This is a genomic window from Marinobacterium sp. YM272 (assembly GCF_050908845.1).
Lineage (GTDB): Bacteria > Pseudomonadota > Gammaproteobacteria > Pseudomonadales > Balneatricaceae > Marinobacterium_D.
Genome location: NZ_CP194171.1, coordinates 2,840,861 through 2,866,447, shown reverse-complemented (window position 1 = coordinate 2,866,447; position 25,587 = coordinate 2,840,861). Strand labels below are relative to the sequence as shown.

Here is a 25,587-nt window from a genome sequence, read left to right as displayed (position 1 = left end):
GATTAACCCGGGTTCTGACTGTCGGAATACAAAATCAGGTCCTGGCCCGGACGCAGGGTGCGGGCATCGCTGATCCGGTTCCAGTCTGCCAGTTGATCGGCACTGACGCCATAGCGCCGTGCGATCTTCCACAGGTTGTCGCCGTTCCTGACGGTGTGGACACGCTTGTCGCCGGCACTCGCCACGGCGGCAGCGCTTTTGCCCGGCTGGGTCGGGATCAGCAGGGTTTTTCCTGCGCGGATCCGGTTTGACGTGAGCCTGTTGCTGGTGCGGATGGCGCTCACCGTGGTATCGAACTGGCTCGCTATCCGGGAAAGGGTGTCGCCGCGACGGATGGCGTAACGGGTCCAGCTGACGCGTTCGCCGGGCGGCGTCTGGGTCAGCGCGGTGGTGAAGCGCTGGGCGCTGGCCACGGGGACAAGCAGCCGGTGAGGACCTTCCGGGTCCGTTGCCCACTGTTTGAAGCCGGGATTCAGCTTTTTCAGTGTGGCGAGGTCGATCCCGGCCATACTGGCGGCTTTGTTCAGTTCCAGCTGGCTGTCGACAGTCACCACCTCAAAGTAGGGGGTGTTGGGCATGGCCGGTAGATCGATATTGTACTGCGGCGCGTTTTTCACCAGGCGAGCGACGGCGATCAGCTTGGGTACGTACCGCTGGGTTTCCCGGGGCAGGGAAAGCGACCAGTAATCACCCGCCTTGCCGGCCTTGAGGTTGCGTTTAACGGCCCGCGAAACGCAGCCTTCGCCACAGTTGTAGGCTGCAAAGGAGAGTAGCCAGTCGCCGTCGAAGCGATCGTTCAGGTATTGCAGGTAATCCAGTGCGGCATCGGTCGAGGCGACGATGTCACGACGGCCGTCATACCACCAGTTTTCCTTCAGGTTAAACAAGCGGGCGGTACTTGGAATGAACTGCCAGGCACCGGCGGCTTTGCTTGGTGATACCGCGAGCGGGTTGTAGCCGCTTTCGATGAAAGGCAGCAGGGCCACTTCGGCGGGCATATCCCGCTTCAACACCTCGGTGAGGACGTAATGGTAATACAGGGTGGCGCGGTCAGAGGCGTGACGGATAAAACTGTCGTGGCTGCGGTACCAGTCCAGCAGTTTATCGACCCTTGGCTGGTCAATCCCGGGTTCCAGCTCCAGGTGGTTGCGGGTGAGTGACCAGAGGTCCTTCGCAACTTCCGGCTCAGGCGGTGCTTTGACGGTGTTCCGGTGGTCTGAGCGCCAGCGGGCCAGGTCCTGAACACTGGTTTCCTGAGTCGGACTGATGGTGGTTGATTGACTCTGGGGTTGAATGTTTGCTGTTTGACATCCGGTGATAATAAGGCCGAGCGACACGGCGACAACGATACGACTTAGATTCGGCCCCACGTGCCAACTCCCTGAAAACGCAAAAAATTGCGTCGCATTTTATGGGGGTGTGTTGGGTGGGTCAAATAACAGGCCACTTTGGCGCGGCCTGTTTGAAACAGAGTTGATCCAGATCCCTGTTGCGGTGCTTGGGCGGGGCCGGTGATCCGGTTAGAACTGGTCCTTCCAGCTGCGCAACGCAGCCAGCACTTCGACTTCTGACGCGAGGGCGTTACCGCTATGCTGTTCGGCCGCTGTGGCAACCGATGCCTCGGTGGAACGCATGAATGGATTGATTTTCAGTTCCTGATCCAGACTTGAAGGCAGGGTGGGAGTGCCTTGCTCCCGGAGTGTCTGGCAGCGCTGGGTTGTCTCCTGGATCTGCTGGTTATCCGGCTCTACCGCGGCGGCGAATCTCAGGTTGGCGAGCGAGTATTCGTGGGTGCAGTAGACCCGCGTCTGTGCCGGCAGTGATTTGAAGTAGTTCATCGCTGCAAGCAGTTGCTCCGCAGTGCCTTCGAACAGGCGGCCACAGCCGGCAAGAAACAGGGTGTCGCCACAGAACAGTTGCGGTTGGTCGTCCGGCTGAAAATAGCTGATATGGTCGAGAGTGTGAGCAGGTACCGCATTCACCCGCAGGCGGTTGCCAAGCAGTGTGATCTCGCTGTTGTGCTCAAGTGGAGCGGTGATACCCTGAAAAGGTGAATTGGCCGGCCCGAATACCGGAACATCCTGTGCCTGCAGCAGCGCTTTCACACCACCTGTGTGATCCTGGTGGTGATGGGTGATAAGAATAGCCGCCAGTTTGAGGTTGTTCTCCTTCAGGTAGGTGAGCACTGGCGCAGCGTCGCCGGGGTCAACGACGGCTATCTCACCGGGTGTCGATCCCTGCAGCGCCCAGATGTAATTATCCTGAAAGGCGGGAATCGGCGTTACACTGAACATAGGCAGGCCTCTTTTTTTCAATAGGTTTGCAGATAGTGTCTACTGTATCTTCCGGGTACAGCCTGGCAACAGGGTACTTTATAATGCCGGTGCATATTAAGCGTCTTTAATCCTGGCCGGCACAGTGTGTCTCCTCGGAACCTAAGAAAATATGACGTTTCAACAGCCACCGCAGGTTTCTGAACTCATGCCGGCCCTCAAGGAGTGGTTTGACTCCCCGTTGGGCCAGGAACTGATTGCGGCGGAACATAAGTTGCTCGAGCAGGTGCTGCCCACCCTGTTTGGTTACCACCTGTTGCAGGTGGGCGTGGATAACCGGCTGCCGATGTTTGCGGCGAGTCCGGTTCCGCATCGCATACTGCTGGGACCGGCGCTGGAGCTGGGCATGGACAAACGTGCCATCGTTGCTCGCAGTAATGAACTCCCGGTGGATGGTGAGTCCATGGATGTGGTTTTGCTGCACCATGCGCTGGATTTTGCCGAAAATCCCCACCAGACATTGAGGGAGGCCGCCCGGGTTTTGCGACCGGGTGGCCATCTTGTCATTGTTGGTTTCAATCCGGCGAGCCTCTGGGGTGTGTTCCGTGTGCTTAAACGCCGTCGCCAGGTACCCTGGCTGGCGCATTTTATCCGCCATGGGCGGTTGCAGGACTGGCTGAGCCTGCTGGAGCTGACCGAGGTAAAAGCCGTATCGGGATTGTATGCACCGCCCTTCGAGAGTGCGCGGCGCCGGGATCGCTGCGGCTGGATCCGCCATCTCGTGCAAAGGGCACCGGCGGAATCGGGGGCGGCGCTGCTGGTGGTGGCCAGAAAGGACGTGCCGGGGATGACACCGCTGCGCAGCCCCTGGCGAAGAAAATTGATTAACCTGCCTGTTATTGAGCCCAAGCCCACTGCGCGGGGGCATCTGCAGCGCAACAAACGCTGACGACTGGAAGAGTGAAGGACTGAGACGATTTGAAAGAGGTTGAGATCTATACCGACGGCGCCTGCAAGGGCAATCCGGGGCCCGGCGGCTGGGGTGCGGTGTTGCGCAGTGGCGGTCATGAGAAAGAACTGTATGGCGGGGCACCGGACACGACCAATAATCGCATGGAAATGACCGCGGCGATCGAGGCATTGGCAGCACTGAATCAGCGTTGCAAAGTGAAATTGACCACCGATTCCCAGTACCTGCGCAAGGGCATCACTGAATGGATCGACGGCTGGAAACGCAAAGGCTGGAAGACCGCATCGAAACAGCCGGTTAAAAACGTTGAGCTCTGGCAGCGGCTCGATAAGCTGGTTACCCAGCATGATATCGAGTGGCACTGGGTCAAGGGGCACAGCGGTCACCCGGAAAATGAGCGCGCCGACCAACTGGCGAACAAAGGTGTTGAGGAGTTTGGTAAAGCATGAGCAGCCGTCAGATCGTACTGGATACCGAGACCACCGGTCTTGAGCCCGGCGAAGGCCACAACATCATCGAGATCGGTTGTGTTGAGATGGAGCGCCGCAAGCTCACCGGCAACCACTATCACCAGTACATCCGTCCCGATCGCGAAGTGGATGCCGAGGCGATGGAGGTGCATGGTATCTCCAACGAGTTTCTTGCCGATAAACCCTCTTTTGCCGATGTGGCGGGCGAATTCCTCGAGTTTGTGCGCGGCGCCGAGCTGATCATCCATAACGCGGCGTTCGACGTGGGGTTCCTCGACACGGAGCTGGAGCGCAACGGCTATGCGGAGCGTATCGCCGATATCTGCAAGGTCACCGACTCGTTGCAGATCGCCCGCCGCAAGCACCCGGGTTCCAAGGTCAACCTGGACGCACTGTGCCGCCGTTACGAGATCGATAACTCGCACCGTGAGCTGCACGGCGCACTGCTGGACTCCGAGATCCTTGCCGAAGTCTACCTGGCACTGACCGGCGGTCAGACATCGCTACAGCTGGGCCAGGATGGTGCGGATGGTGAAGGCGGGGGTGGCGAGGCGATCCGCAGAGTGGCGGATGCCTTCGATCTGCCGGTGCCGAAGGCCTGCGAGGAGGACCTGGCGGCTCACGAAGCGTTTCTCGATCTGCTGGATAAAAAAGCCGGCGGCCAGTGTCTCTGGCGGGAGCAGCTCAACGGCGGTGAACCAGGCCAGGGTTGACCCAGATACCACTGCTGGCAAAGCGACGGGCAAGAAAAAAGCGGGCTTCTTCAGGCCCGCTTTTTTGTTGTCGCTCTTAAACCACCTCCTATGGAGGTGTTGATCGGCTAATCGAGGCTAGGCTTGTCTGGTGCCTTGGTGAAGACAGGGCTCGATGTCTCATGGCGGCCTGAGCGCAGCAATCCATCCCCTTTGCTCGGCAGCAGCCGAAACAGGCCGCGAAAAGTAAGCGGATAGGGGTGATCCCAGCATTAGTCGGTGGGCCTACCCAGGCTCCCTTAAAGGGAGCTTCATGCAAAGCCACCTGCTATGCAGGCGGCTTGTTACCTAACCGCTGCGCGATCAGTGCAGGTTGATCAGCACCATCACCAGCGCCACGCTGCTCATTACCAGCGTATAAGGCAGTGCCATCCAGACCATGCGTCCGTACGAAAGACGAATCAGCGGCGCCAGCGCCGAGGTCAGTAGGAACAGGAAGGCGGCCTGGCCATTGGGGGTTGCCACACTGGGAATATTGGTTCCGGTATTGATGGCGATCGCCAGGCTGTCGAAGTGCTCGCGGCTGATCTCACCCTTGTTGAGCGCACCGACCACCTCGTTGATATAAACCGTCGCCACAAACACGTTATCGCTGATCGCAGAGAGCAAGCCGTTGGCGATGAAAAACACGCCGGGCTGCTGTGACTCTTTCAGTGCCAGTACCGAGTGGATGATCGGCTGGAACAGATGCTGTTCGTGAATCACCGAGACGATGGCGAAAAACACCACCAGCAGCGCCGTAAACGGCAGGGCTTCCTCGAACGCTTTGCCGATCTGGTGCTCCTCGGTAACGCCGTTCAGTGCCGTCAGCAGGATGATTACCGTCAAGCCGATCAGACCGACTTCGGCCAGGTGGAAGGCGAGGGCAAGCACCAGGAACAGCGCAACGAGGATCTGGACGATCAGGATGACGGTATCCCGTACGGTACGTTTTTTATCCTGCTCCTGGGCGTGTTCAAGCAGGATCTTGCGCACGGAAGAGGGCAGCTTGCCGCCGTAGCCGAAGGTGCCGGTCTTTTCCAGCAGCAGGCAGGTCACTATGCCTGAGGCCAGCACCGGCATGGTGATCGGCGCCATCAGCTGGAAAAACTGGACGAAATCCCAGCCCGCCTTTTGGGCGATCAACAGGTTCTGTGGCTCGCCCACCAGGGTGCAGACGCCGCCAAGCGCCGTACCCACGGCGCCATGCATCAGCAGGCTGCGCAGGAAGGCACGGAAAGACTCCAGGTCCTGGCGTTTTTCCTCAAGAATATGCTGGTCGTTTGAATGGTCGTGCCCACCCTGACCCATCTGCTTGCCCGATGCGACCTGGTGGTAAACGGCGTAAAAACCCACACCGACACTGATCAGTACAGCGGTAACGGTTAATGCATCGAGAAACGCAGACAGGAACGCGGATGACAGCGAGAACAGAATAGCCAGTACCGACTTGGATCTGACCTTCAGCAGGATGCGGGTGAACACCCAGAGCAGCATGCTCTTCATAAAGAAGATACCGGCCACCATGAACATCAGCAGCAGGATAACCTCAAGGTTGCCTTCCACTTCGTGATAGACGGCCTCGGGTGAGGCCAGGCCGATAACGACCGCCTCCAGCGCGAGAAGACCGCCCGGCTGCAGTGGATAGCACTTAAGCGCCAGAGCCAGCGTAAAGATAAATTCGAAAATCAGCAGCCAGCCAGTTACGGCCGGGCCCGCCAGAAAAAGAACAATGGGGTTCAGTATCAGGAATCCGACTATGGCCTGTTTGTACCAGACCGGCGAATTGCCCAGAAAGTTGCGCGTAAGCGCCCGAGTCAGCGATTGGCTCATCGGAGAAAAGGTTCCTATGAAAGTTCCATTCATGCGCCTTGAGAGTCCGACCCTGTGTTATTGGTATCTTTGATGGGTCCTGACAGCGCCGGGGCTGGAACATGGCCGGTGATGTTGGGTATGGCATGCTCGTATGGCTGGTGTGCGGCAAACGGTGCTGTCAGCAAGGCGGCCTAATGCTACCAGCTGGCGGGAGGGTGCGGAAGCTGTGCTAAAGTGCTGGCTCGGAAGAGGGATGGTTTTAAGGAGTAAGACGTGGAATATGTGCTTGGCCACCAGGGGCGGTTGTATAAAGAGGCGGACGGTGAGGTGTATGCACCCCGGCCAGCGCTGGCTGCAGAGCAGATAGACGAGACATATCCGGTTGCGCCAGAGCTGGAGCTGGTGCTCAGCAGGGAGGAACCCGGACCAGGCTATACGCGGGTGGATCTGAGGGCCGAGCTGTCGATGGCGGAAGAGGCTCACTTTTCCCGCCTGGCGCGGGCAGCTCAGATAGCCGTCTGGCACGATCAGCACCGCTTTTGTGGCCGTTGTGGCGCCCGGTCAAAGCGAGCCGCGGGCGAGCTGGCGAAGCGCTGCCCCGAATGTGAGCTGGTGGTTTATCCGCGCATATCACCCTGCATCATCGTGCTGGTTACCGATGGTGACCGCTGTCTGCTGGCCCACAATACGCGGTTTCCGGAGGGGCGCTACAGCACCCTGGCGGGCTTTATCGAAGCCGGGGAGACGGCGGAAGCGGCGGTTGCTCGCGAAATCATGGAGGAAGTGGGCGTCGAGGTGACCAACATCCGCTATGCTCACAGCCAGGCCTGGCCGTTCCCGCACTCGCTGATGCTGGGGTTCTATGCCGACTACGCCGGTGGGGAGATCTGCCCCGATGGTGAAGAGATCGATCTGGCCGGCTGGTTCACGGCTGATGACCTGCCGCAGTTGCCGCCGACCTTTACCATCTCCCGCCAGCTGATCGAAGGTTTTCTAAATCGCTAGGTGTTATGCACCGCTGAACAGTTTGCCGAGGCGGGTAGCCAGCATCACATTGCCCTCAGCACGCAGCTGCCCCTTCATAAACGCACTCATGCCATCCTGTTCGCCTGTGACCACACGAATCAGGGTCGCTTCATCGAGATGCAGAGTGATGTTCGGGTCATCATGCTCGCCAGCCTGGCCATCGCAGGCGCCGTTGGCAATGGTGATAAAAAAGGGCTGGGCATCCGACAGCTGAAACTGGAACACCGCTTCCAGCGAGCCGGCCTGTTCAGGATTGAACCGTGAAGGTAGTTTTCGGATGATCTGCTCGACGGTAATGGGGGCGCTCATGAAGAATCGGTTCCTGCCTAAAAGCGGTGTTTTAATTTAGCGTTATGTTACAGTACGCCACCCCGCAGCGCTAACGTCCGGGATCAGCAACAGGAGATGCATGTGACGGAATTTTTCGCCGAATACGGACTCTTTCTCGCCAAGGCTCTAACCCTAATTATCGCCATTCTGCTAGTGGTTGCAGGTATAGGTTCCGCGGTTTCGAAGCGCAGGGAAGCCCGTGAGGGGCATATCGAGATCAAGAATATCAATCAGCACTTCGAGGAGATGCAGCAGGAGCTCGAAGACGAGGTGCTGGATGAAGCGCGTTTAAAACAGCTTCACAAGGAGCAGAAGAAACGCGACAAGCGTGAGGCGAAAGAGCGCAAGAAAGCGCTTAAGAATAAAGATGCCGAGCAGGAGCCGGAGCGCAAGCGCATCTATGTGCTCGACTTTGACGGTGACCTGCATGCTTCCCAGGTCGAACTGCTGCGCGAAGAGATCAACGCTGTCCTGACCCTGGCGCGCAAGGAAGATGAGGTGGTTGTGCGCCTCGAAAGCGGTGGCGGCCTGGTACATGGCTATGGTCTTGCGGCGTCACAGCTGGAGCGTATCCGTCGCCGCGAGATTCCTCTGACCATCTGTGTCGACCGTGTTGCAGCCAGTGGCGGTTACATGATGGCGTGTATCGCCAACCGCCTGCTGGCGGCTCCCTTTGCCCTGGTGGGTTCTATCGGCGTGGTGGCTCAGCTACCGAACTTTAACCGCCTGCTTAAAAAGCACGATGTGGACTACGAAGTGTTCACCGCCGGTGAGTACAAGCGCACGGTCACGCTGTTCGGCGAGAATACCGAGCATGGGCGCAAGAAGTTTATCGAAGAGCTCGAAGACACCCACGGCCTGTTCAAGGAGTTTGTTTCCGAATACCGCCCGGCGCTGGATATCGAAAAGATAGCCACGGGCGAGGTGTGGTTCGGCAAGCGGGCACTGGCTCAGGGGCTGGTCGATGAGATCAGTACCAGCGACGATTACCTGTTTGATGCCAGCGAAAACGCTGATATCTACCGGGTGCGCTATGAGCACAAGCAGGGGCTGCAGGAAAAGCTCAGCAACTTCTCCGTGCATACGGCGGATCGCCTGGCTGATCGCATAATGCAGCGGCTTCAGGAGAGTCGTTTCTGGTCTCGCTAGGCGCGAGTGTCACAACAAGTAAGTGAGAGCCAAACAGTGACTGGGCAGTTAAAGGACGCTGATACCGCCACACGTATCATTCTGGCCGCCGAACGGTTATTCGCAGAACGCGGTTTTGAAGAAACCACCATGCGACAGATCACAGCAGAAGCTGAGGTCAACCTGGCCGCGGTTAACTACCATTACGGATCCAAAAACGGTCTGATCGAAGCCGTGGCCACGCGCTTTCTCGATCCCCTGTGTGGGCGGCTGGAACAGCTGCTCGCCGAAGGACGCAACGGTGGTGGCGAGTATTTCGGGGTTGAAGAACTCATCGAGATGCTGATGCGCGCCCTGCTCGAAGCGCGGGAAGACAAGGAGCACGCGCTGTCGCTGTTCATGCACCTGCTGGATCTGGCATACACCAAGGGTCAGGATGGCCTGAGGGCATTTCTGTTGCGCCACTATGCCTCGCGCATTGACCCGCTGATTGAGCTGGTGCGCCGGGATTCGGCACCGATGGAGGACGACGAGTTCTTCTGGCGGCTTCACTTCCTGCTCGGGGCGCTGATTTTCACGCTTTCCAACTACTCTATGCTGAATCTTCTCGATCCACGGAACCCGGAGTCGGGTGTTGAAATCGAAAGAACCCTGCATCGTATGGTGCCGGTGCTGACGGCCGGCTTCCATGCGCGTTCCGAGAAAAACTGGGTCTGTAGAGTGTAACTATGGTTCGAATCGAGGTGTCACTGGGGCAGCAGTTGCTGTGCCTGATCGATGGAGACACCGAACTGGAGCGCTGGTCGGTGTCGACAGCGCTGAACGGCGCCGGCGAGGAAAACGGCACCGGCTGCACCCCGCGCGGCAGCCACTATATACGTGCCTGTATCGGCGCCGACCAACCACTGAATGCGGTTTTTGTCGGCCGCCGGCCCACCGGTGAAATCTACTCGCCGGAACTGGCCTCGCGCTATCCCGAACGCGACTGGATTCTGACCCGTATTCTCTGGCTTTGCGGCCGTGAGCGGGGCAGGAACAGGCTTGGCAGCCGGGATTCCCAGCGCCGTTTCATCTATATCCATGGCACGCCGGACAGCGAACCGATGGGGGTTGCGCGCTCTCACGGCTGCATCCGTATGCGCAACCAGGATCTTATCGATCTCTTCTCCCGCGTTACCCCCGGCACACCGGTTGATATTCAAGAATGAGGAAAGCATGACTCTCGGCCCTTTGATGCTCGATCTGAAAGGACTCTCACTGGACGCGTCTGAAGCAGAGCTGCTGCGTCAGCCCGAAGTGGGGGGGCTTATCCTGTTTGCCCGCAACTATGAATCACCCGCGCAGCTGCATGCGCTGATGGCGCAGGTGCGACAGGCGCGCCCGGAGATTCTGGTGGCGATTGATCAGGAAGGGGGACGTGTGCAGCGCCTCAGGGAGGGCGTCACCCGTCTGCCGCCCATGGCTGCGCTGGGCTGCCGCTGGCAGCAGAGCCGGGAGGAGGCCGAGTTCGAAGCCCGGGAGCTTGGCTGGCTGATGGCCGCCGAGCTGCGCGATTTCGATATCGATTTCAGCTTTGCGCCGGTGCTCGACCTGGACTGGTCGCGCAGCGGGGTGATCGGCGACCGGGCGTTTGCCGACTCCATTGAGGGTATCGCAGCGCTGGCCTGTGCATTCATGCAGGGGATGCATGCAGCGGGAATGGCGGCGACCGGCAAGCATTTCCCCGGCCATGGCTGGGTAAAGGCAGACTCGCACCTGGCGATTCCGGTGGATGAGCGCGACTTCAGCGCGATCGACGAAACCGATATGCAGCCTTTTGTATCTCTGATCCGTCAGGGCCTGGATGCGATCATGCCCGCCCATGTGATCTATTCAGCGGTGAGCGAGGACCCCGCAGGTTTTTCGCCATTCTGGCTGCAGCAGCAGTTGCGCGAGCGCCTTGGCTTTGATGGCGTGATTTTCAGTGATGACCTGACCATGGAGGGTGCCAGCGTGGCCGGTGGCTTCCCGCAGCGTGCGGACAGGGCCCTTGCGGCGGGTTGTGATATGGCGCTGGTGTGTAACCACCCGGAAGGTGCGCTCGAAGTGCTGGCGCACCTGCAGCAAAACCCGGTGGGCGGATCTGGGCGTCTGGCACGAATGAAAGCCCGGGTGGTTGATCTTGATGATCCGGAACGACGTACCCGGGCGCAGCAGATTGCGAAACAACTGATTAATCTTAAGGGGTAAGTAATGGACGAGAAGACCCTGACCAGCTGGATCGATCCGCTGATTGGGCTGGTGCCTGGCTTGCAGGCCTACGAGTGGCAGATCAGCGTGCTGCTGGTGCTGGCCGCCACTTTGCTGATAATGACGGTCGTAAACGTTGTTCTAAAGCGGCTGGTCAAATCCCTGTCGCATACCAAACCGGTCTGGGACGACCTGCTGATCGATTCAGCCCGGGTGCCGATCAAAATGCTGATCCTGATTATCGGCTGTACGCTGGCACTGAGTGTGGCTGCACCGCATTCCGACTATGTGGGTTCGGAGCTGCCCAGCAAGGTGCGCGTGATCTCTTTCATCCTGCTGTTTGGCTGGACGCTGATCCGCTTTGTCGGCCACGCCGAAGAGGTCGTGCTGCGCGGCAACAACAATCTCGACCGCACCACGGCCGATGCCGTGTCCAAGCTGGTGCGGCTGATCATCGTTATCGTGGTTGGTCTGGTGCTGCTGCAGAATCTGGGTTACAGCATCTCCGGCCTGCTGGCCTTCGGTGGTATCGGTGGTCTGGCGGTCGGTTTTGCAGCCAAGGATCTTCTGGCCAACTTTTTCGGCGGTCTGATGATCTACCTGGACCGGCCGTTCAAGGTGGGCGACTGGGTGCGCTCGCCAGACAAGAATATCGAAGGGGTGGTTGAGAACATCGGCTGGCGCCGAACAGTGATCCGCACCTTTGATCTGCGCCCGCTATACGTTCCCAACGCGACCTTTAACAACATCTCGGTGGAGAACCCGTCGCGGATGACGCATCGGCGCATCTTCGAGTATATCGGCGTGCGTTACGATGATGCAGCGGTGATCAAGCCGATCGTCGACAAGATTCGTGAGATGCTGTTGGCGCACGACGAGATCGACGATAGCAATACACTGTTCGTGCAGTTGAACCGGTTTGGACCCTCCTCCCTGGATATCATGGTGTACACCTTTACCCATACCACCAACTGGGGCCACTACCTGGCGGTGCGGGAGGATGTGATGCTGAAGATCATCGATATCGTTGCGGCTGAAGGGGCGGAAATTGCCTTTCCGACGACGACAGTGCATCTGCACGAGCAGCCCCAGGCTGTCGAACCCGCATAAGAATGATCTAATATAGTTTTTTCAGAAGCAGACAGCCCTCAAAACCTGCCGGAGTTAAGCTTCATGAGTCAAGCGCACGCCTCAGCCACCAAACCCAGTGCCTGGCTAAGGCGTGTCGCGGCTCCGGCGCGTCGATGGACGCTGCTGGCGATTCTGGCGGGCCTTCTGCTGGGGCTTGCCCTGGTGCTTCAGGCTGATCGTCTCGCAGCCATCCTTTCGGGGCTGGTGGAAGGGCGGGGTGCGCTGGTCGATTACACCAGCGAGCTGTTGGTACTGGCTGGTGCCATTGCGCTTCGTGCCCTGCTGGGTTTTGTTCGCGAGTGGGCCGGCGTGCGCGCTTCGGCGTCTGCGCGACAGCTGCTGCGCCAGGAGCTGCTGGCCAAGCTGGATCGGCTCGGGCCCGGCTTTACCCAGCGGCGCCAGTCCGGCGAACTCAGCACGCTGCTGCTTGAGCAGGTGGAGGCGCTTGACGGCTTTATCGCCCGCTATCTGCCGCAGATGGCGCAGGCGGTGGGGCTGCCATTAATCATCCTTATCTTCGTGCTGCCTCAGAACTGGGCGGTGGCGCTGATCTTTATCTGTACCGCGCCGCTGGTGCCCCTGTTCATGGCTCTGGTCGGCATGAAAGCTGCCGACGCCAACCGGCGAAACTTTCAAGTGTTGTCGAACTTGTCGGCCTATCTGCTTGATGTAATTCAGGGATTGCCGACGCTGAAGCTGTTTCAGCGCAGTGAATCGGAGGCGAACATCATCGCCCGGGTCTCGGAAGAGTTTCGACTCAAAACCATGGAGGTGCTGAGGCTGGCGTTTCTCTCCTCGGCGGTGCTGGAGTTTTTCGCCTCGGTGTCCATCGCGCTGACAGCGGTCTATCTCGGTTTCAGTTTTCTTGGTGAACTCGGTTTTGGTACCTGGCAGGGTGAAATTACCCTCTACCAGGCGCTGTTTATCCTGCTGCTGGCGCCGGAGTTCTATCTGCCGCTGCGTGAGCTGGGTACCCAGTACCACGCCAAACAGGAGGCGGTGGCGGCCTCCGAGAAACTGATGCAGCTGCTGGATGAAGCGGAACATCAGGCACCTTCCGGCGGTGTACGGGCCCCCGCTGCTCCCATCAGTATCCGCTTTGAATCTGTCGGCCTGACCTATCCCGGTGCCGACCGGCCGGTACTGGAAAGCATCGATCTGGATATTGACGCGGGGCAGCCGGTGGCGGTGGCAGGTCCCAGTGGCGTCGGCAAATCCTCGATGATGAATCTGCTGCTTGGATTTTACCCGCTGACAACGGGTCGGATTCTGATAAATGGCACCGATCTTGCTGAGATCGACCGGGACAGCTGGCTTGAGCAGGTGGCCTGGGTCAGTCAGCACACCACGCTGTTCAGCGGCACCCTGCGGCAGAACCTGCTGCTGGCGGACCCCGGTGCGGATGAGGCGCGGCTGCGTCAGGTCTGCGACGCGGCCCATGTCAGTGAATTTCTCGATCAGCTGCCCGAGGGGCTGGATACCGAGGTGGCAGAGGCGGGTGCCGGTCTCTCCGGTGGCCAGATTCAGCGTATCGCGCTGGCGCGGGCGCTGCTGAAAGATGCGCCGGTGCTGCTGCTCGATGAGCCTACCGCCAATCTCGACAGGCGCAGCGAGCAGCTGATCCTTCAGGCCTTACGCGGTTTTACCCGGGATAAGACGGTGCTGATATTGAGTCACCGGGATTCCACGTTGCAGTTCGCCAGCCGTGTCTTCAGTTTGCAGGGTGGCGGACTCAAGTCTCTGGCTGGGAAGGGAAAAGCCGGCAAAGACGGCAAAGACAACGGAGGTGCGCAGTGAAGCTGCTCTGGCCCTATATCCGGCAGATGCGTGCACACCTTGGCTGGGTGCTGCTCGGTGCGCTGCTGGCGCTGGTGACACTGCTGGCCAGTATCGGCCTGCTGACGCTGTCCGGCTGGTTTATCACGGCGACGGCGCTGGCCGGCGCTGCCAGTTTTAATTTTTATACCCCTGGCGCCGGTGTGCGCGGGTTTGCGATTTTGCGCACCGCCGGACGCTACGGCGAGCGCCTGGCGTCCCATGAGGCGACCTTTCGCCTGATCGCCAGGCTCAGGGTCTGGGTTTATCAGCGCATCGAGCCGCTGCAGCCTGCGCAGCTGCAAAAGACCGGCTCGGCGCAGCTGCTGAACCGGCTGGTGGCCGATATCGCCGCGCTGGATAATCTTTACCTGCGAGTGCTGTCGCCGACGCTGGTGGCGCTGGTTGTCGCTCTGCTGGTGGCGGCTTTTCTCGCGCTTTATGCCCCGATTGTCGCGCTGATCTGCTTTGCCGGGCTTAGCCTGGCGGGGATTCTGATCCCCAGTGTTGGTTACCTGTTCGGGCGCCGTCCGGGGCGGGACCAGGCTCAGGCTCAGGCGGAGCTGCGCACCCGGCTGGTCACGCTGGTTCAGGGGATGGCGGATCTGCGTATCTATGGCGGCATGAACCTGGCGCGGGATTCGGTGGCGGAAGCGGAAACCGGCCTGCTTGATACCCAGCGCCGCATGGGACTGATCTCCGCCGCAATCAATGCCGTGATGACGGCGGTGGCCGGGCTGACGATGATTCTGGCGCTGCTGTTTGCCGCCGGCCTGTTGGCAGCGGGGGTGCTGCAACCCGCGCAGCTGGCGATGCTGCTGTTCTGTGTGCTGGCTGCTTTTGAGGCGGTGATGCCGCTGCCACTGGCGTACCAGTATCTGGGTAAGACCTGTGAGGCGGCGCAGCGGCTGGATCAGGTGGTTAATCGCCAGGCGCCGTCAGTCTTCCCGGCCTCAGGCATCGAGCCGCCGCAGCCGGGGCGGTTGAGCTTCAGCAATGTCAGTTTCTCCTATACGACGGCGCGTACGGCGCTCGATGGCGTGGATCTTAGTATCGAACCGGGTGAAAAGGTTGTTGTGCTGGGCCACTCCGGCAGCGGCAAGAGCAGCCTGATCTCCCTGCTGAGCCGGTTCTGGGATCCGCAGTGCGGTGAAATCAGCCTTGGCGGCGCGCCGATCCACTCCTATACGGAAGCGACGCTAAGAGCGCAGATGAGCGTCATGTCCCAGCCGGTGCAGCTGTTTGCCGGCACCGTGCGGGATAATCTGCAACTGGCAGACGCAGGGCTTGAGGACGGCGAGCTGGAGTCGCTGCTGGGTGAGCTGGATCTGCTCGATGGCCTCTCCGGCCAGGGGCTCGATTACCAGGTAGGAGAGGGCGGTGCCAGACTCTCGGGCGGCCAGCGTAAACGTCTGGCGCTGGCCCGGGCGCTGCTGCGCCCTGCGCCGCTTCTGCTGCTGGATGAACCTACCGAAGGGCTGGATCCGCAAACCGAAGCGAAAGTGGTGGAGCGCCTGCTCGATCGCGCGAAAAACCGTACGCTGCTGCTGATTACCCATCACGCGATTGCGCTGGAGCGGTTCGACAGGGTGCTGGTGATGGATAGCGGAAGAGTGATTGAGGAGGGAGCTCCGGACCGGTTACTGGCCGATCCGGATAGTCGGCTGGTTGCGCTTACCCGCTGGGATCAGTCCACGGGCCTGGCGTAAACCAGGATGCCGAACAGCGGGTGGTCGAGATAGTGCAGTTCCTTGGAGCGCATGCGGCGGGACTGCTTCAGCTGATACTGGGTGCCACCGCGGGTCAATAGCAGGTCCGGTTTGAAGTGCAGGTAGCGGCTGCGGTCCACGCGGATGGTGCCGTCGACACGGCCGTCACCGGTATTGATCCGGATCGCCGGATTGCTTCCGGTGCTGACGTTCTGAAACCAGCCACCGTGCCAGAGAATAGCGTACCCCTGGCTGCGCAGTCGGGCTGCATCGTCACCCAGTACCAGGCTGCTTCCTGGCAGCGCTTCCAGTTGCGAGTAGGGAGCGCCGTTGTAGCCGCTGATATAGCGGGCGTTTGCCGTTGCCGGGCGTACCGCGTTGGGGTCACCGGCACTGAATGGCTGGGCTCCGGCGCCATAGCTGTTCTGCGCGAAGATAACCACCTCGATGGTGTAGTCGCCGTTGGCGGCGAAAGCGGGTGCTGCAAGGCAGAGCAGCAGGGCGCAGAGGGTGGATCGGATCGTCGTAGTCATCAGTCTCTCTCGTTGGGTGTCAACTGGCCGAGAAGGCCTTCGATGCAGTGGAAGCGATCTTCCGGTTTTGCCATCGGCAGGGTGAAGCGCAGCGCGTTGGCGCCGTCCAGTTTATACCTGTTGGGCTGCTGCTGTACCAGCGTCACCAGGGTCAGCGGCTCTACCTGGGTATCACCGGTAAACTCCATGCGGCCACCCCGGTCGTTGGCTTCCAGCTTGGCGATGCCGAGTGTGTCGGCGCGCAGTTTGACCGCGGTGAGGCGGAACAGGTTGCGGGTCGGCTGGGGCAGTATGCCGAAACGGTCGATCATCTCAACCTGCAGTTCATCAAGCTCGCGCTCGCTGGACGCATTGGAGATCCGTTTGTACATGATCAGCCGGTTGTGAACGTCGGGCAGGTAGTCGTCGGGGATCAGTGCCGGCACGCGCAGGTTGATTTCGCTGCCGTGGTTCATCGGCTGATCCAGGTTGGGCGTCTTGCCTTCTCGGATCGACTGGATCGCCTGATCCAGCATCTCCATGTAGAGACTGAAGCCGATGGTCTGTATCTGGCCGCTCTGCTCTTCACCCAGCAGCTCACCGGCCCCGCGGATCTCGAGATCGTGGGTCGCCAGGGTGAAGCCTGCACCCAGGGTGCTGGACTGGCTGATCGCTTCCAGGCGCTTGGTGGCATCGGTTGTCATCTGTTTGGGCGGCGGTGTCAGCAGGTAGGCGTAGGCCTGGTGGTGTGAGCGACCGACACGGCCCCTGAGCTGATGCAGCTGGGCCAGGCCGAACTTGTCCGCGCGTTCGATGATGATGGTGTTGGCGTTGGGTACGTCGATGCCGGTTTCGATGATCGTGGTGCAGACCAGCACATTGAAGCGCTTGTGGTAGAAATCGGTCATCACCTGTTCCAGCTCACGCTCGCGCATCTGGCCATGGCCGATGGCAACGCGGGCTTCGGGCACCAGTTCGCTGACTTCGCGGGCGATCTTGTCGATCGACTTGACCTCGTTATGCAGGAAGTACACCTGCCCGCCGCGGAGCAACTCACGCAGGATCGCCTCTTTCAGCATCGGCTTGTCCGATTCCCGCACAAAGGTCTTCACCGACAGGCGTCGGGCCGGCGGTGTCGCGATAATCGACAGATCGCGGATGCCGGACATCGCCATGTTGAGCGTGCGCGGGATAGGCGTCGCCGTCAGGGTCAGGATGTCCACTTCGGCCCGCAGTGATTTCAGTCGCTCTTTCTGCTGCACGCCAAAGCGGTGCTCCTCATCGATGATGACCAGACCCAGCTGTTTGAACTCCAGGTCACCCTGGAGCAGCTTGTGGGTGCCGATCAGGATATCGACCTGGCCTTCACGGACCTGGTTGGCGATGGTCTGCTGCTGTTTTGCGCTGCGGAAGCGGGAGATCAGTTCAACGCTCACTGGCCAGTCGGCGAAGCGGTCGCGGAAGTTATCGAAATGCTGCTGTGCCAGCAGGGTGGTGGGCACCAGCACGGTGACCTGCTGACCGGCCTGCACGGCAATGAAGGCGGCACGCATGGCGACTTCGGTCTTGCCGAAGCCTACATCGCCACACACCAGGCGGTCCATGGGCTGGGAGGAGCGCATGTCACGTACCACGGCGTCGATGGCGTTGGCCTGGTCCGGCGTCTCCTCGAACGGGAAGCCCGCTGCGAACTGCTGATAATCCTCTTCCGGGCATTCGAAGCTGTGGCCCTCGCGGGCAGCCCGGCGGGCATAGATGTCAAGCAGCTCGGCGGCGCTGTCACGTACCTTTTCCGCTGCTTTGCGCCGCGCCTTGGACCACTGTTCGGTCCCCAGGCGGTGCAGCGGAGCTGCCTCGTCCGAAGCGCCGGAGTAGCGGCTGATCAGGTGCAGCGAGGAAACCGGCACATACAGTTTGGCGTTGTTGGCATATTCCAGTGTCAGGAATTCATTAACTTCGCCCTGTGTCTCCATGGTCTGCAGACCCAGGTAGCGACCCACGCCGTGATCGATATGCACCACCGGGGCGCCGATTTCCAGTTCGGAGAGGTGGCGTACAGACTGGTCGCTGTCTGTTTGCTCCCGTTCGCGACGGCGGCGCTGGAACACCTGCTGACCAAACAGCTGGGTCTCGGTGATGACCTGGATATCGTCCAGGTTGAGGCCGTTTTCCAGTGGGTAGACGGTGATTCCAAGCGGTGCGGGATCATTCTCGAACGCTTTCCAGCTCGGGTATTCGCGCAGTTTCAGCCCGGAGCGCTTTGCCAGAGTGATCAGGGACTCACGGCGACCGGCCGATTCCGCGCAGAGCAGCAGGGACTGGGAGCCGCTCTGATGCAGTTGTTTGAACAGTGCGAGCGGATCCTGTGTTCCCTGGGATACGGTCAGCGAGGGAGGCGTCTGGCAGGGCAGGTTCTCCCGCCCGGGACGGACCTCTTCCGGCTCCGGGTTGAGTCTGAGCCCGGGGTAGGCTTTTAACGCCAGATTCAGTGCATCCGGCGCCAGGAAAAGGGTGTCAGGCTTGAGCACCGGGCGCTGAACATCCCAGGCGCGTTCTTCGTAGCGGGACTCCACCTCCTGCCAGAACTGCTGGGCGGCCTGGTTAAGGCCAGATTGCTGAACCAGCAGCGTGTCGGTTGGCAGATAGTCGAACAGCGTCGCGCAGTCATCGAAAAACAGCGGCAGGTAATATTCGATGCCGGCCGGTGTCAGTCCCGATGAAATATCCTGGTAGACCGGGCAGCGGGTGTAATCCACATCAAAGCTTTCGCGCCAGCGCTGCTTGAAGCGGGTGATCGCCTCCTGGTGGAAGGGGTATTCCCGTGCTGGCAGCAGGCGGATGCGCTCGATCTGATCAACGGATCGCTGGGTTTCCGGATCAAAGGTGCGCAGGGTGTCGATCTCGTCGTCGAACAGGTCAATGCGGTAGGGCGTGTCGCTACCCATCGGGAACAGGTCGATCAGCGCGCCGCGGATGGCGAACTCGCCATGCTCATAGACGGTGTCCACCAGCGAGTAGCCCGCGTCAGTAAGCTGTTTGCGCATCTGTTCAGGGTTGATTGTCTGGCCGGTTTCGAGCCACAGCGAATTGCCGGTTACAAAGCTCGGGGGCGCCACGCGCTGCATCAGTGTCGATGCAGGGACCACCAGCACGCCATCGGCCATGCCGGGAAGCTTGTAGAGCGCTTCCAGACGGGTGGAAATAATGTCCTGATGCGGTGAGAAATTATCGTAGGGTAGGGTTTCCCAGTCGGGAAACAGGCTCACCGGGCAGCTATCGCCGCAGTAGAAAGCGATTTCGCTGGCGATCTGCGCCGCATTTTCGCTATCCCGGCAGATCATTAATATCGGCCCTTTGTGGCGTGTCTGCAGGGCTTCGATCAGCAGGCCTGTGGCACTGCCAAGTACCTGGCCGACGCGCTTAAGGTCGCCGGGGCTGTGGGGTAGCGAGGGATCAAAGCGGACGGGCACGCAAAACTCCTTGTGGTACAGGCCGGTTTAAAGGACGCCTATTCTAGCGAGCGAATCGCCGATGCGCAGCCTGAATTAAACCGACCGGCTATGCCGGATCGTACAAAAGTCTACTGCACTTAGTTTGCCCGGTGAGGGTGAAATAGGGATAATACGCGCACCAAAATTGAGCTGACACAATTTCGGAGCTACCGCCCGTGACCCAAGAACTGATTTTAGCCGACTGGAATGCTCGTGAAGCGATCGCTGAAGCGATGGTCCCTCTGGTTGGTCGCCTGTACCGTGATCACAACGTAGAAATCTCGATTTACGGACGCATCGTCGTCAAGCGCTCTGTTATCGATATTCTTAAAGCCCACCGCTTTGTTCGCCAGGTTGAGGGCCAGGAGCTATCTGTCGTAGACACTTTCCCGGTGCTCGAGGCGGTAAGCGAAATGGGCGTTAATAACGCCCACGTTGATATCGGCAAACTAGCCGTGAAATTCCGCGATGAAGGCGAAGGCCGCACGCTGAAAGAGTTCCTGGAAGTTGAGCTTGCAGGTGCTGCTGACGAATCCAACGGCACGCCGTCTACCGACGTTGTCCTGTACGGTTTTGGCCGTATCGGCCGCCTTCTGGCACGGCTGATGATCGACCGCTCCGGCGCTGGTCACTCCCTGAGCCTGAAAGCGATCGTTGTCCGTAAGGGCAGTGCTGCGAACGATCTGGAAAAGCGTGCCAGCCTGCTGCGTCGCGATTCCGTACATGGTTCCTTCAAAGGCACTATCCAAATTGATGAAGAGAGCAACTCTCTGATCGTCAACGGTAACATGATCAAAGTGATCTTTGCCGACTCTCCGGACAACATCGACTACACCGAATACGGCATCAACAATGCGCTGATTATCGACAATACCGGTAAGTGGCGCGATGCGGATGGCCTGGCTCTGCACCTGAAGGCGAAGGGCGCTGCCCGCGTAATCCTCACCGCTCCGGGTAAGGGTGTTAAGAACATCGTCATGGGCGTTAACGACGGCGATATCACAGACGAAGACACCATTCTGTCTGCGGCATCCTGCACCACCAACGCGATCACGCCGGTTCTGAAGGCGATGAATGACAAGTTTGGCGTGAAAAATGGTCACGTTGAGACTGTTCACTCCTACACCAACGACCAGAACCTGATCGACAATTACCACAAGGGTGATCGTCGCGGTCGCGCTGCGGGTCTGAACATGGTTATTACCGAAACCGGTGCTGCCAAAGCGGTTTCCAAGGCGCTGCCGGAAATGGAAGGCAAGCTGACAGGTAATGCGATTCGCGTACCGACACCGAACGTGTCCATGGCGATCCTGAACCTGAACCTGGAAAAGGCGACCGATAAAGACGAGCTGAACGACTACCTGCGCAACGTGGCGCTGCACTCCGATCTGCAGAAGCAGGTGGATTACAGCAACTCACCGGAAGCCGTGTCCAGCGACTTCGTCGGTTCCCGTGCGGCCGGTGTGGTTGACGGCCTGGCGACAATTTCCAGCGGTAACAGCTGCGTACTTTACGTCTGGTACGACAACGAGTTTGGCTACAGCTGCCAGGTTGTGCGTCTGGCACGTGAGATCGCCAAGTGCACCCTGCCGGCGTACCCTGTAGAGGGGTAAGCGTTTAAGCATCGAAAATGCCGCGATTTATCGCGGCATTTTTTTTGCCCGGTCGGTGGGCGCGGCATTCAATCAACGGCATGCGCAGACAGGCTGAATGAGTTTGTGCTCTATTTTGGGGCGCGATTTCTTCAGGAGAAAGATAATTGCCAACGAAAGTGTCTGATCGCAAAGGTAGTTTGTAGAAAAATTACCGTGCGCTCAGTTATACTTGTGCGGAATTTTGGGTGGGGTCTGAAAGACAGCCGTCTGACGTGCGTTTCGATCCGGTAGTGATACCGGATTGGCGGGGGGAACGTCCAGAGCGGATTTCAGGCGCCAGTAAAGTTTATTCTACTAGGTGAGGCGTATGATCAAGATCAATAAAGGTCTGGATCTACCTATTACAGGCGCACCGGAGCAGGTTGTTTCTGCAGCCGTCGATGCGCGTACTGTTGCCCTTGTTGGACTGGACTATGTTGGCATGAAGCCGACCATGTCCGTCAAGGAGGGAGACCGGGTCAAGCTCGGTCAGGTGATCTTTACCGATAAAAAAACACCGGGCGTTCAGTACACCGCACCGGGCGCAGGCGTTGTTCGCGCGGTCAATCGTGGTGAGCGACGTGTTCTGCAGTCCGTTGTTATTGAACTGGATGACCAGGAAGAAGCCGTTGAGTTCGCTAGTTACTCGGCTGGTGAGCTGTCTGGACTGAGCCGTGAGCAGGTCGAAGAAAACCTGATTCAGTCCGGTCTCTGGACCGCGTTCCGTACGCGTCCTTTCAGCCGTGTACCTCAGGCTGGCACTACGCCCAGCTCGATCTTCGTTACCGCAATTGATACCAACCCTCTGGCTGCAGATCCTGCTGTCGTCATCGCTGCCGAAGCTGAAAGCTTCAAGCAGGGGCTTAGCGTCCTGACTCGACTGGGTGCTGGCAAGGTATTCCTGTGCAAGGCGCCCGGCGCCGATATCCCGTCTGCTGATGGCGTAACATCCGAAGAGTTTGCCGGCATTCACCCGGCGGGTAACCCGGGTACGCACATCCACTTCCTCGATCCGGTATCGCGGGAGAAGGTGGTCTGGACCATCGGTTACCAGGAAGTGATCGCCATCGGTAAACTGTTCACCAGCGGCAAGCTGTCCGTTGAGCGTGTCGTTGCTCTGGGCGGCCCGAAAGTGGACAAGCCGACGCTGCTGAAAACCCGCCTGGGTGCTTCTCTGGATGAACTGACCAAGGGTCGCGTTTCCGGTGACAACAACCGAGTCATCAGCGGCTCTGTCTGGAACGGTGCTGCAGCCAAAGGGCCGCTGGCTTACCTTGGACGTTACCACGTTCAGGTCAGTGTGCTGGAAGAGGGTGACAGCCGTGACTTCATGGGCTGGATTGCACCTGGCGCGAACAAGTTCTCGGTACTGAACATGTTCACGTCGATGTTCTGCTCCGGCAAGAAGTTCGACTTCTCTACCACCACTAACGGATCTGAGCGTGCGATGATCCCGGTTGGCCAGTTCGAGAAATTGATGCCCCTGGATATCCTGCCGACTCAGCTGCTGCGTGCGCTGGTGACCGGCGATATCGTAACGGCGATGCAGCTTGGCTGTCTGGAGCTGGATGAAGAGGACCTGGCCCTGTGCACCTTCGCGTGCCCTGGCAAGTACGAGTACGGTCCGATCCTGCGTGACAACCTGACGCGCATCGAGAAAGAGGCGTAAGCGAGGCTGGCCATGAGTTTGAGATCTATTCTGGATAATCTCGAACCGCACTTTCACAAGGGCGGTAAGTACGAGAACTGGTACGCGCTTTACGAAGCGGTCGATACCATCTTCTATACCCCTGGGCATGTGACCAAGAGCGCAGCTCACGTCCGCGATGGCGTTGATCTGAAGCGCATCATGATCCTGGTGTGGTTGTGTACCTTCCCGGCGATCTTCGCTGGTTTGTATAACGTCGGTCTGCAGGCCAATACGGCCATGGCGGATCTCGGTATTACCGATCCCGGTACCTGGCAGGGTTCTATCGCCGCTGCACTGACCGGTTTCGATCCCAACAGCGTCTGGGACAACATTATCCACGGTGCGGCCTACTGGCTGCCGATCTACCTGACAACCTTTATTGTCGGTGGTTTCTGGGAAGTGCTGTTCGCGATGAAGCGTGGCCACGAGGTTAACGAAGGCTTCTTCGTGACTTCCGTGCTGTTCGCACTGATTCTGCCGCCGAGCATCCCGCTCTGGCAGGTGGCTCTGGGTATCAGCTTCGGTGTCGTGATCGGCAAGGAAGTGTTCGGTGGTACCGGCAAGAACTTCCTTAACCCGGCACTGACCGGCCGTGCCTTCCTGTTCTTCGCCTACCCGGCGAGCATGTCCGGTGATTCCATCTGGACTGCGGTTGACGGCTTCTCCGGCGCGACGCCGCTGGGCCTGGCTGCCATGGGTGGTGTCGATCAGATTCTGGCCAATAACGTGACCTGGTTCGACGCCTTCCTGGGCACCATCCAGGGTTCTGTTGGTGAGACGTCGACTCTTGCGATCCTGATCGGCGGTCTGGTGATCATGTTTGCCGGCATTGCTGCCTGGCGCATCGTTCTGGGTGTATTCCTGGGTATGGTCGCCATGTCCACGCTACTGAACCTGATCGGCTCTGAGACCAACCCGATGTTCTCTGTGCCGTTCTACTGGCACCTGGTGCTTGGTGGTTTCGCGTTCGGTATGTTCTTCATGGCGACAGACCCGGTGTCCGCTTCCATGACCAGTACCGGTAAGTGGATTTTCGGTGCACTGATCGGCGTGATGGTGATTCTGATCCGTGTTGTGAACCCGGCCTTCCCGGAAGGCATGATGCTGGCGATCCTGTTCGCCAACCTGTTCGCACCGTTGATCGATAACTTTGTCGTCCAGTCGAACATCAAGCGGAGGATGAAGCGCAATGTCGTCTAATAACGATACTATCGGTAAGACACTTACCGTTACGATCCTGCTCTGCGTAATCTGCTCCGTTGTCGTGTCCGCGGCGGCGGTACTGCTGAAGCCGAAGCAGGTTGCCAACAAGGAGCTGGATCGTAAGTCCAACATCCTGGCAGCGGCGGGCATCAGTGATCCGTCCAAGTCTGTCGACGAGCTGTTCGCGCAGATCGAAACCCGTTACGTGGATCTCGACAGCGGCAAGTTCGTTGAAGAGCCGGTTGCCAACTACGATGCTGCCAAAGCGGCCAAGGATCCTGAACTGGGTCACCCGGTACCGCGCAGCGAAGATATCGCTTCCATCAAGTATCAGGCGAACGTGATGCCGGTTTATATCGTGCGTGACGCTGCCAACGATCTTGAAAAGGTGATTCTGCCGGTTCACGGTTACGGTCTCTGGTCTACACTTTACGGTTTTCTGGCGCTGGAAGGTGACCTGAACACTATCGTCGGTCTCGGTTTCTACTCTCATGCGGAAACACCGGGACTGGGTGGCGAAGTGGACAACCCCGCCTGGAAAGCGCTGTGGCCGGGCAAAGAGGTCTACGCCGAGGATACTACCGATCCGGAAATTCGCCTGATCAAGGGTAGCGTCGGTGCTGAAACCGCTGATGCAGAGCACAAGGTCGATGGCCTGTCCGGTGCAACTCTGACCAGTAACGGCGTAACTTACCTGTTGCAGTACTGGATGGGTGAAAACGGTTACGCGCCGTTCCTGAATAACCTGCGTGCAGGGGAGGCTTGATTATGTCCACGACTAAAGATGTCCTGACGTCGCCAATCCTTAAGAACAACCCGATCGCGCTTCAGATCCTGGGTATCTGTTCTGCACTGGCGGTAACGTCAAACCTGGCAACGGCTCTGGTTATGAGTCTTGCCGTAATCGCGGTTACAGCGTTCTCGAACTTCTTCGTATCGCTGATCCGTAACCACATTCCGGGCAATATCCGTATCATCGTGCAGATGACGATCATCGCCTCTCTGGTAATCGTGGTTGACCAGATCCTCAAGGCGTTTGCCTACGAGATCTCCAAGCAGCTGTCGGTATTTGTTGGTCTGATTATCACCAACTGTATCGTTATGGGCCGCGCGGAAGCCTTCGCCATGAAGAACCCGCCGATCCAGAGCTTCTTCGATGGTATCGGTAACGGTCTGGGTTACGGTCTGGTGCTGATGTTTGTCGGTTTCTTCCGCGAACTCTTCGGTTCAGGTTCCCTGTTCGGTATCGAGATCCTGCCGTTGGTGAACAACGGTGGCTGGTACCAGGGTAACGGTATGCTGCTGCTGCCGCCGAGTGCGTTCTTCCTGATCGGCATGTTCATCTGGGGTGTGCGTACCCTGCGTAAAGAACAGGTCGAAAAGCCGGAGTACACCATGTACCCGAACAGCAAGAAGGGGGCTGCGTAAGT

Annotated in this window: 22 protein-coding genes; 16 read left to right on the top strand and 6 right to left on the bottom strand. The window is 59.1% G+C overall.

Going from position 1 to position 25,587, the window contains the following annotated elements; translation table 11 throughout:
* Positions 1-2: 2 nt before the first annotated feature.
* The gene (locus ACQUQP_RS12680) at positions 3-1,370 is read right to left on the bottom strand and encodes a LysM peptidoglycan-binding domain-containing protein (protein ID WP_432695398.1); all 1,368 of its coding nucleotides are present in this window, start codon (positions 1,368-1,370) and stop codon (positions 3-5) included.
* 150 nt (positions 1,371-1,520) lie between these two features.
* A complete protein-coding gene (gene gloB / locus ACQUQP_RS12675) occupies positions 1,521-2,294 on the bottom strand; it encodes a hydroxyacylglutathione hydrolase (RefSeq protein ID WP_432695397.1) in 774 nt (257 codons plus the stop codon).
* Between the two features lie 151 nt (positions 2,295-2,445).
* Here gloB and ACQUQP_RS12670 point away from each other — a divergent pair, with 151 nt between their 5' ends.
* Genes ACQUQP_RS12670 through dnaQ form a run of 3 tightly spaced genes read left to right on the top strand, consistent with a single transcriptional unit; the run spans position 2,446 to position 4,426 of the window.
* Positions 2,446-3,222 (top strand): class I SAM-dependent methyltransferase, encoded by a 777-nt coding sequence (locus ACQUQP_RS12670; RefSeq protein ID WP_432695396.1) that lies wholly within the window; start codon positions 2,446-2,448, stop codon positions 3,220-3,222.
* A 29-nt stretch (positions 3,223-3,251) separates the two neighbouring features.
* Positions 3,252-3,692: a ribonuclease HI gene (gene rnhA, locus ACQUQP_RS12665; RefSeq protein WP_432695395.1), complete on the top strand. Its 441-nt coding sequence runs from the start codon at positions 3,252-3,254 to the stop codon at positions 3,690-3,692.
* Positions 3,689-4,426: a DNA polymerase III subunit epsilon gene (gene dnaQ / locus ACQUQP_RS12660; protein ID WP_432695394.1), complete on the top strand. Its 738-nt coding sequence runs from the start codon at positions 3,689-3,691 to the stop codon at positions 4,424-4,426. The genes rnhA and dnaQ overlap by 4 nt, the downstream gene beginning before the upstream one ends.
* A gap of 342 nt (positions 4,427-4,768) precedes the next feature.
* On the opposite strand, the gene nhaB is transcribed toward dnaQ, so the two are convergent.
* Positions 4,769-6,277, bottom strand: a complete 1,509-nt coding sequence (nhaB, locus tag ACQUQP_RS12655) for a sodium/proton antiporter NhaB (protein WP_432695393.1) — start codon at positions 6,275-6,277, stop codon at positions 4,769-4,771.
* A 255-nt stretch (positions 6,278-6,532) separates the two neighbouring features.
* Between nhaB and nudC the strand changes: the two genes are divergently transcribed.
* Complete coding sequence (nudC, locus tag ACQUQP_RS12650; protein ID WP_432695392.1) at positions 6,533-7,264, top strand: NAD(+) diphosphatase; 732 nt, start codon at positions 6,533-6,535, stop codon at positions 7,262-7,264.
* 3 nt (positions 7,265-7,267) lie between these two features.
* Here the strand turns inward: nudC and ACQUQP_RS12645 are convergent, their stop codons facing one another.
* Positions 7,268-7,594 (bottom strand): SCP2 sterol-binding domain-containing protein, encoded by a 327-nt coding sequence (locus ACQUQP_RS12645; protein WP_432695391.1) that lies wholly within the window; start codon positions 7,592-7,594, stop codon positions 7,268-7,270.
* Positions 7,595-7,696: 102 nt separating this feature from the next.
* Here ACQUQP_RS12645 and sohB point away from each other — a divergent pair, with 102 nt between their 5' ends.
* The 7 genes from sohB (at position 7,697) to cydC (ending at position 15,627) form a co-directional block, all read left to right on the top strand.
* On the top strand, positions 7,697-8,764 hold the full coding sequence (sohB, locus tag ACQUQP_RS12640) for a protease SohB (protein ID WP_432695390.1): 1,068 nt from the start codon (positions 7,697-7,699) through the stop codon (positions 8,762-8,764).
* A 36-nt stretch (positions 8,765-8,800) separates the two neighbouring features.
* Positions 8,801-9,469 (top strand): TetR/AcrR family transcriptional regulator, encoded by a 669-nt coding sequence (locus ACQUQP_RS12635; RefSeq protein ID WP_432695389.1) that lies wholly within the window; start codon positions 8,801-8,803, stop codon positions 9,467-9,469.
* 2 nt (positions 9,470-9,471) lie between these two features.
* Positions 9,472-9,951 (top strand): L,D-transpeptidase family protein, encoded by a 480-nt coding sequence (locus ACQUQP_RS12630; protein ID WP_432695388.1) that lies wholly within the window; start codon positions 9,472-9,474, stop codon positions 9,949-9,951.
* A gap of 7 nt (positions 9,952-9,958) precedes the next feature.
* Complete coding sequence (nagZ, locus tag ACQUQP_RS12625; protein ID WP_432695387.1) at positions 9,959-10,972, top strand: beta-N-acetylhexosaminidase; 1,014 nt, start codon at positions 9,959-9,961, stop codon at positions 10,970-10,972.
* A gap of 3 nt (positions 10,973-10,975) precedes the next feature.
* Entirely contained in the window at positions 10,976-12,082 is a 1,107-nt protein-coding gene (locus ACQUQP_RS12620; RefSeq protein ID WP_432695386.1) for a mechanosensitive ion channel family protein, read from the top strand.
* Positions 12,083-12,145: 63 nt separating this feature from the next.
* Positions 12,146-13,900, top strand: a complete 1,755-nt coding sequence (gene cydD, locus ACQUQP_RS12615) for a thiol reductant ABC exporter subunit CydD (RefSeq protein ID WP_432695385.1) — start codon at positions 12,146-12,148, stop codon at positions 13,898-13,900.
* Entirely contained in the window at positions 13,897-15,627 is a 1,731-nt protein-coding gene (cydC, locus tag ACQUQP_RS12610) for a heme ABC transporter ATP-binding protein/permease CydC (RefSeq protein WP_432695384.1), read from the top strand. Before cydD ends, cydC begins: the two co-directional genes overlap by 4 nt.
* On the opposite strand, the gene ACQUQP_RS12605 is transcribed toward cydC, so the two are convergent.
* Both ACQUQP_RS12605 and mfd read right to left on the bottom strand, forming a co-directional pair.
* Positions 15,606-16,160: a CsiV family protein gene (locus tag ACQUQP_RS12605; protein WP_432695383.1), complete on the bottom strand. Its 555-nt coding sequence runs from the start codon at positions 16,158-16,160 to the stop codon at positions 15,606-15,608. The two genes, cydC and ACQUQP_RS12605, sit on opposite strands and share 22 nt — an antisense overlap.
* Positions 16,160-19,609: a transcription-repair coupling factor gene (gene mfd, locus ACQUQP_RS12600; RefSeq protein WP_432695382.1), complete on the bottom strand. Its 3,450-nt coding sequence runs from the start codon at positions 19,607-19,609 to the stop codon at positions 16,160-16,162. The genes ACQUQP_RS12605 and mfd overlap by 1 nt, the downstream gene beginning before the upstream one ends.
* Before the next feature lie 254 nt (positions 19,610-19,863).
* Between mfd and ACQUQP_RS12595 the strand changes: the two genes are divergently transcribed.
* The 5 genes from ACQUQP_RS12595 to ACQUQP_RS12575 all read left to right on the top strand — a co-directional run bounded on the left by ACQUQP_RS12595 (position 19,864) and on the right by ACQUQP_RS12575 (position 25,585).
* A complete protein-coding gene (locus ACQUQP_RS12595; RefSeq protein ID WP_432698700.1) occupies positions 19,864-21,243 on the top strand; it encodes a glyceraldehyde-3-phosphate dehydrogenase in 1,380 nt (459 codons plus the stop codon).
* Positions 21,244-21,592: 349 nt separating this feature from the next.
* Entirely contained in the window at positions 21,593-22,933 is a 1,341-nt protein-coding gene (locus tag ACQUQP_RS12590; RefSeq protein ID WP_432695381.1) for a Na(+)-translocating NADH-quinone reductase subunit A, read from the top strand.
* A 12-nt stretch (positions 22,934-22,945) separates the two neighbouring features.
* A complete protein-coding gene (locus ACQUQP_RS12585; protein ID WP_432695380.1) occupies positions 22,946-24,154 on the top strand; it encodes an NADH:ubiquinone reductase (Na(+)-transporting) subunit B in 1,209 nt (402 codons plus the stop codon).
* Positions 24,144-24,923 (top strand): Na(+)-translocating NADH-quinone reductase subunit C, encoded by a 780-nt coding sequence (locus ACQUQP_RS12580; protein ID WP_432695379.1) that lies wholly within the window; start codon positions 24,144-24,146, stop codon positions 24,921-24,923. The genes ACQUQP_RS12585 and ACQUQP_RS12580 overlap by 11 nt, the downstream gene beginning before the upstream one ends.
* Positions 24,924-24,925: 2 nt before the next feature.
* Positions 24,926-25,585 (top strand): NADH:ubiquinone reductase (Na(+)-transporting) subunit D, encoded by a 660-nt coding sequence (locus ACQUQP_RS12575; protein WP_432695378.1) that lies wholly within the window; start codon positions 24,926-24,928, stop codon positions 25,583-25,585.
* Positions 25,586-25,587 lie beyond the last annotated feature (2 nt).

Bases quoted from the DNA above. Each gene is read 5' to 3' on its own strand.
- nagZ (WP_432695387.1), top strand. From the start codon at position 9,959: ATGACTCTCGGCCCTTTGATGCTCGATCTGAAAGGACTCTCACTGGAC.
- ACQUQP_RS12620 (WP_432695386.1), top strand. From the start codon at position 10,976: ATGGACGAGAAGACCCTGACCAGCTGGATCGATCCGCTGATTGGGCTG.
- ACQUQP_RS12595 (WP_432698700.1), top strand. From the start codon at position 19,864: ATGGTCCCTCTGGTTGGTCGCCTGTACCGTGATCACAACGTAGAAATC.
- dnaQ (WP_432695394.1), top strand. From the start codon at position 3,689: ATGAGCAGCCGTCAGATCGTACTGGATACCGAGACCACCGGTCTTGAG.
- ACQUQP_RS12605 (WP_432695383.1), bottom strand. From the start codon at position 16,160: ATGACTACGACGATCCGATCCACCCTCTGCGCCCTGCTGCTCTGCCTT.
- ACQUQP_RS12645 (WP_432695391.1), bottom strand. From the start codon at position 7,594: ATGAGCGCCCCCATTACCGTCGAGCAGATCATCCGAAAACTACCTTCA.
- ACQUQP_RS12630 (WP_432695388.1), top strand. From the start codon at position 9,472: ATGGTTCGAATCGAGGTGTCACTGGGGCAGCAGTTGCTGTGCCTGATC.
- ACQUQP_RS12580 (WP_432695379.1), top strand. From the start codon at position 24,144: ATGTCGTCTAATAACGATACTATCGGTAAGACACTTACCGTTACGATC.
- nhaB (WP_432695393.1), bottom strand. From the start codon at position 6,277: ATGAGCCAATCGCTGACTCGGGCGCTTACGCGCAACTTTCTGGGCAAT.
- gloB (WP_432695397.1), bottom strand. From the start codon at position 2,294: ATGTTCAGTGTAACGCCGATTCCCGCCTTTCAGGATAATTACATCTGG.
- ACQUQP_RS12575 (WP_432695378.1), top strand. From the start codon at position 24,926: ATGTCCACGACTAAAGATGTCCTGACGTCGCCAATCCTTAAGAACAAC.
- ACQUQP_RS12670 (WP_432695396.1), top strand. From the start codon at position 2,446: ATGACGTTTCAACAGCCACCGCAGGTTTCTGAACTCATGCCGGCCCTC.
- ACQUQP_RS12590 (WP_432695381.1), top strand. From the start codon at position 21,593: ATGATCAAGATCAATAAAGGTCTGGATCTACCTATTACAGGCGCACCG.
- cydD (WP_432695385.1), top strand. From the start codon at position 12,146: ATGAGTCAAGCGCACGCCTCAGCCACCAAACCCAGTGCCTGGCTAAGG.
- ACQUQP_RS12585 (WP_432695380.1), top strand. From the start codon at position 22,946: ATGAGTTTGAGATCTATTCTGGATAATCTCGAACCGCACTTTCACAAG.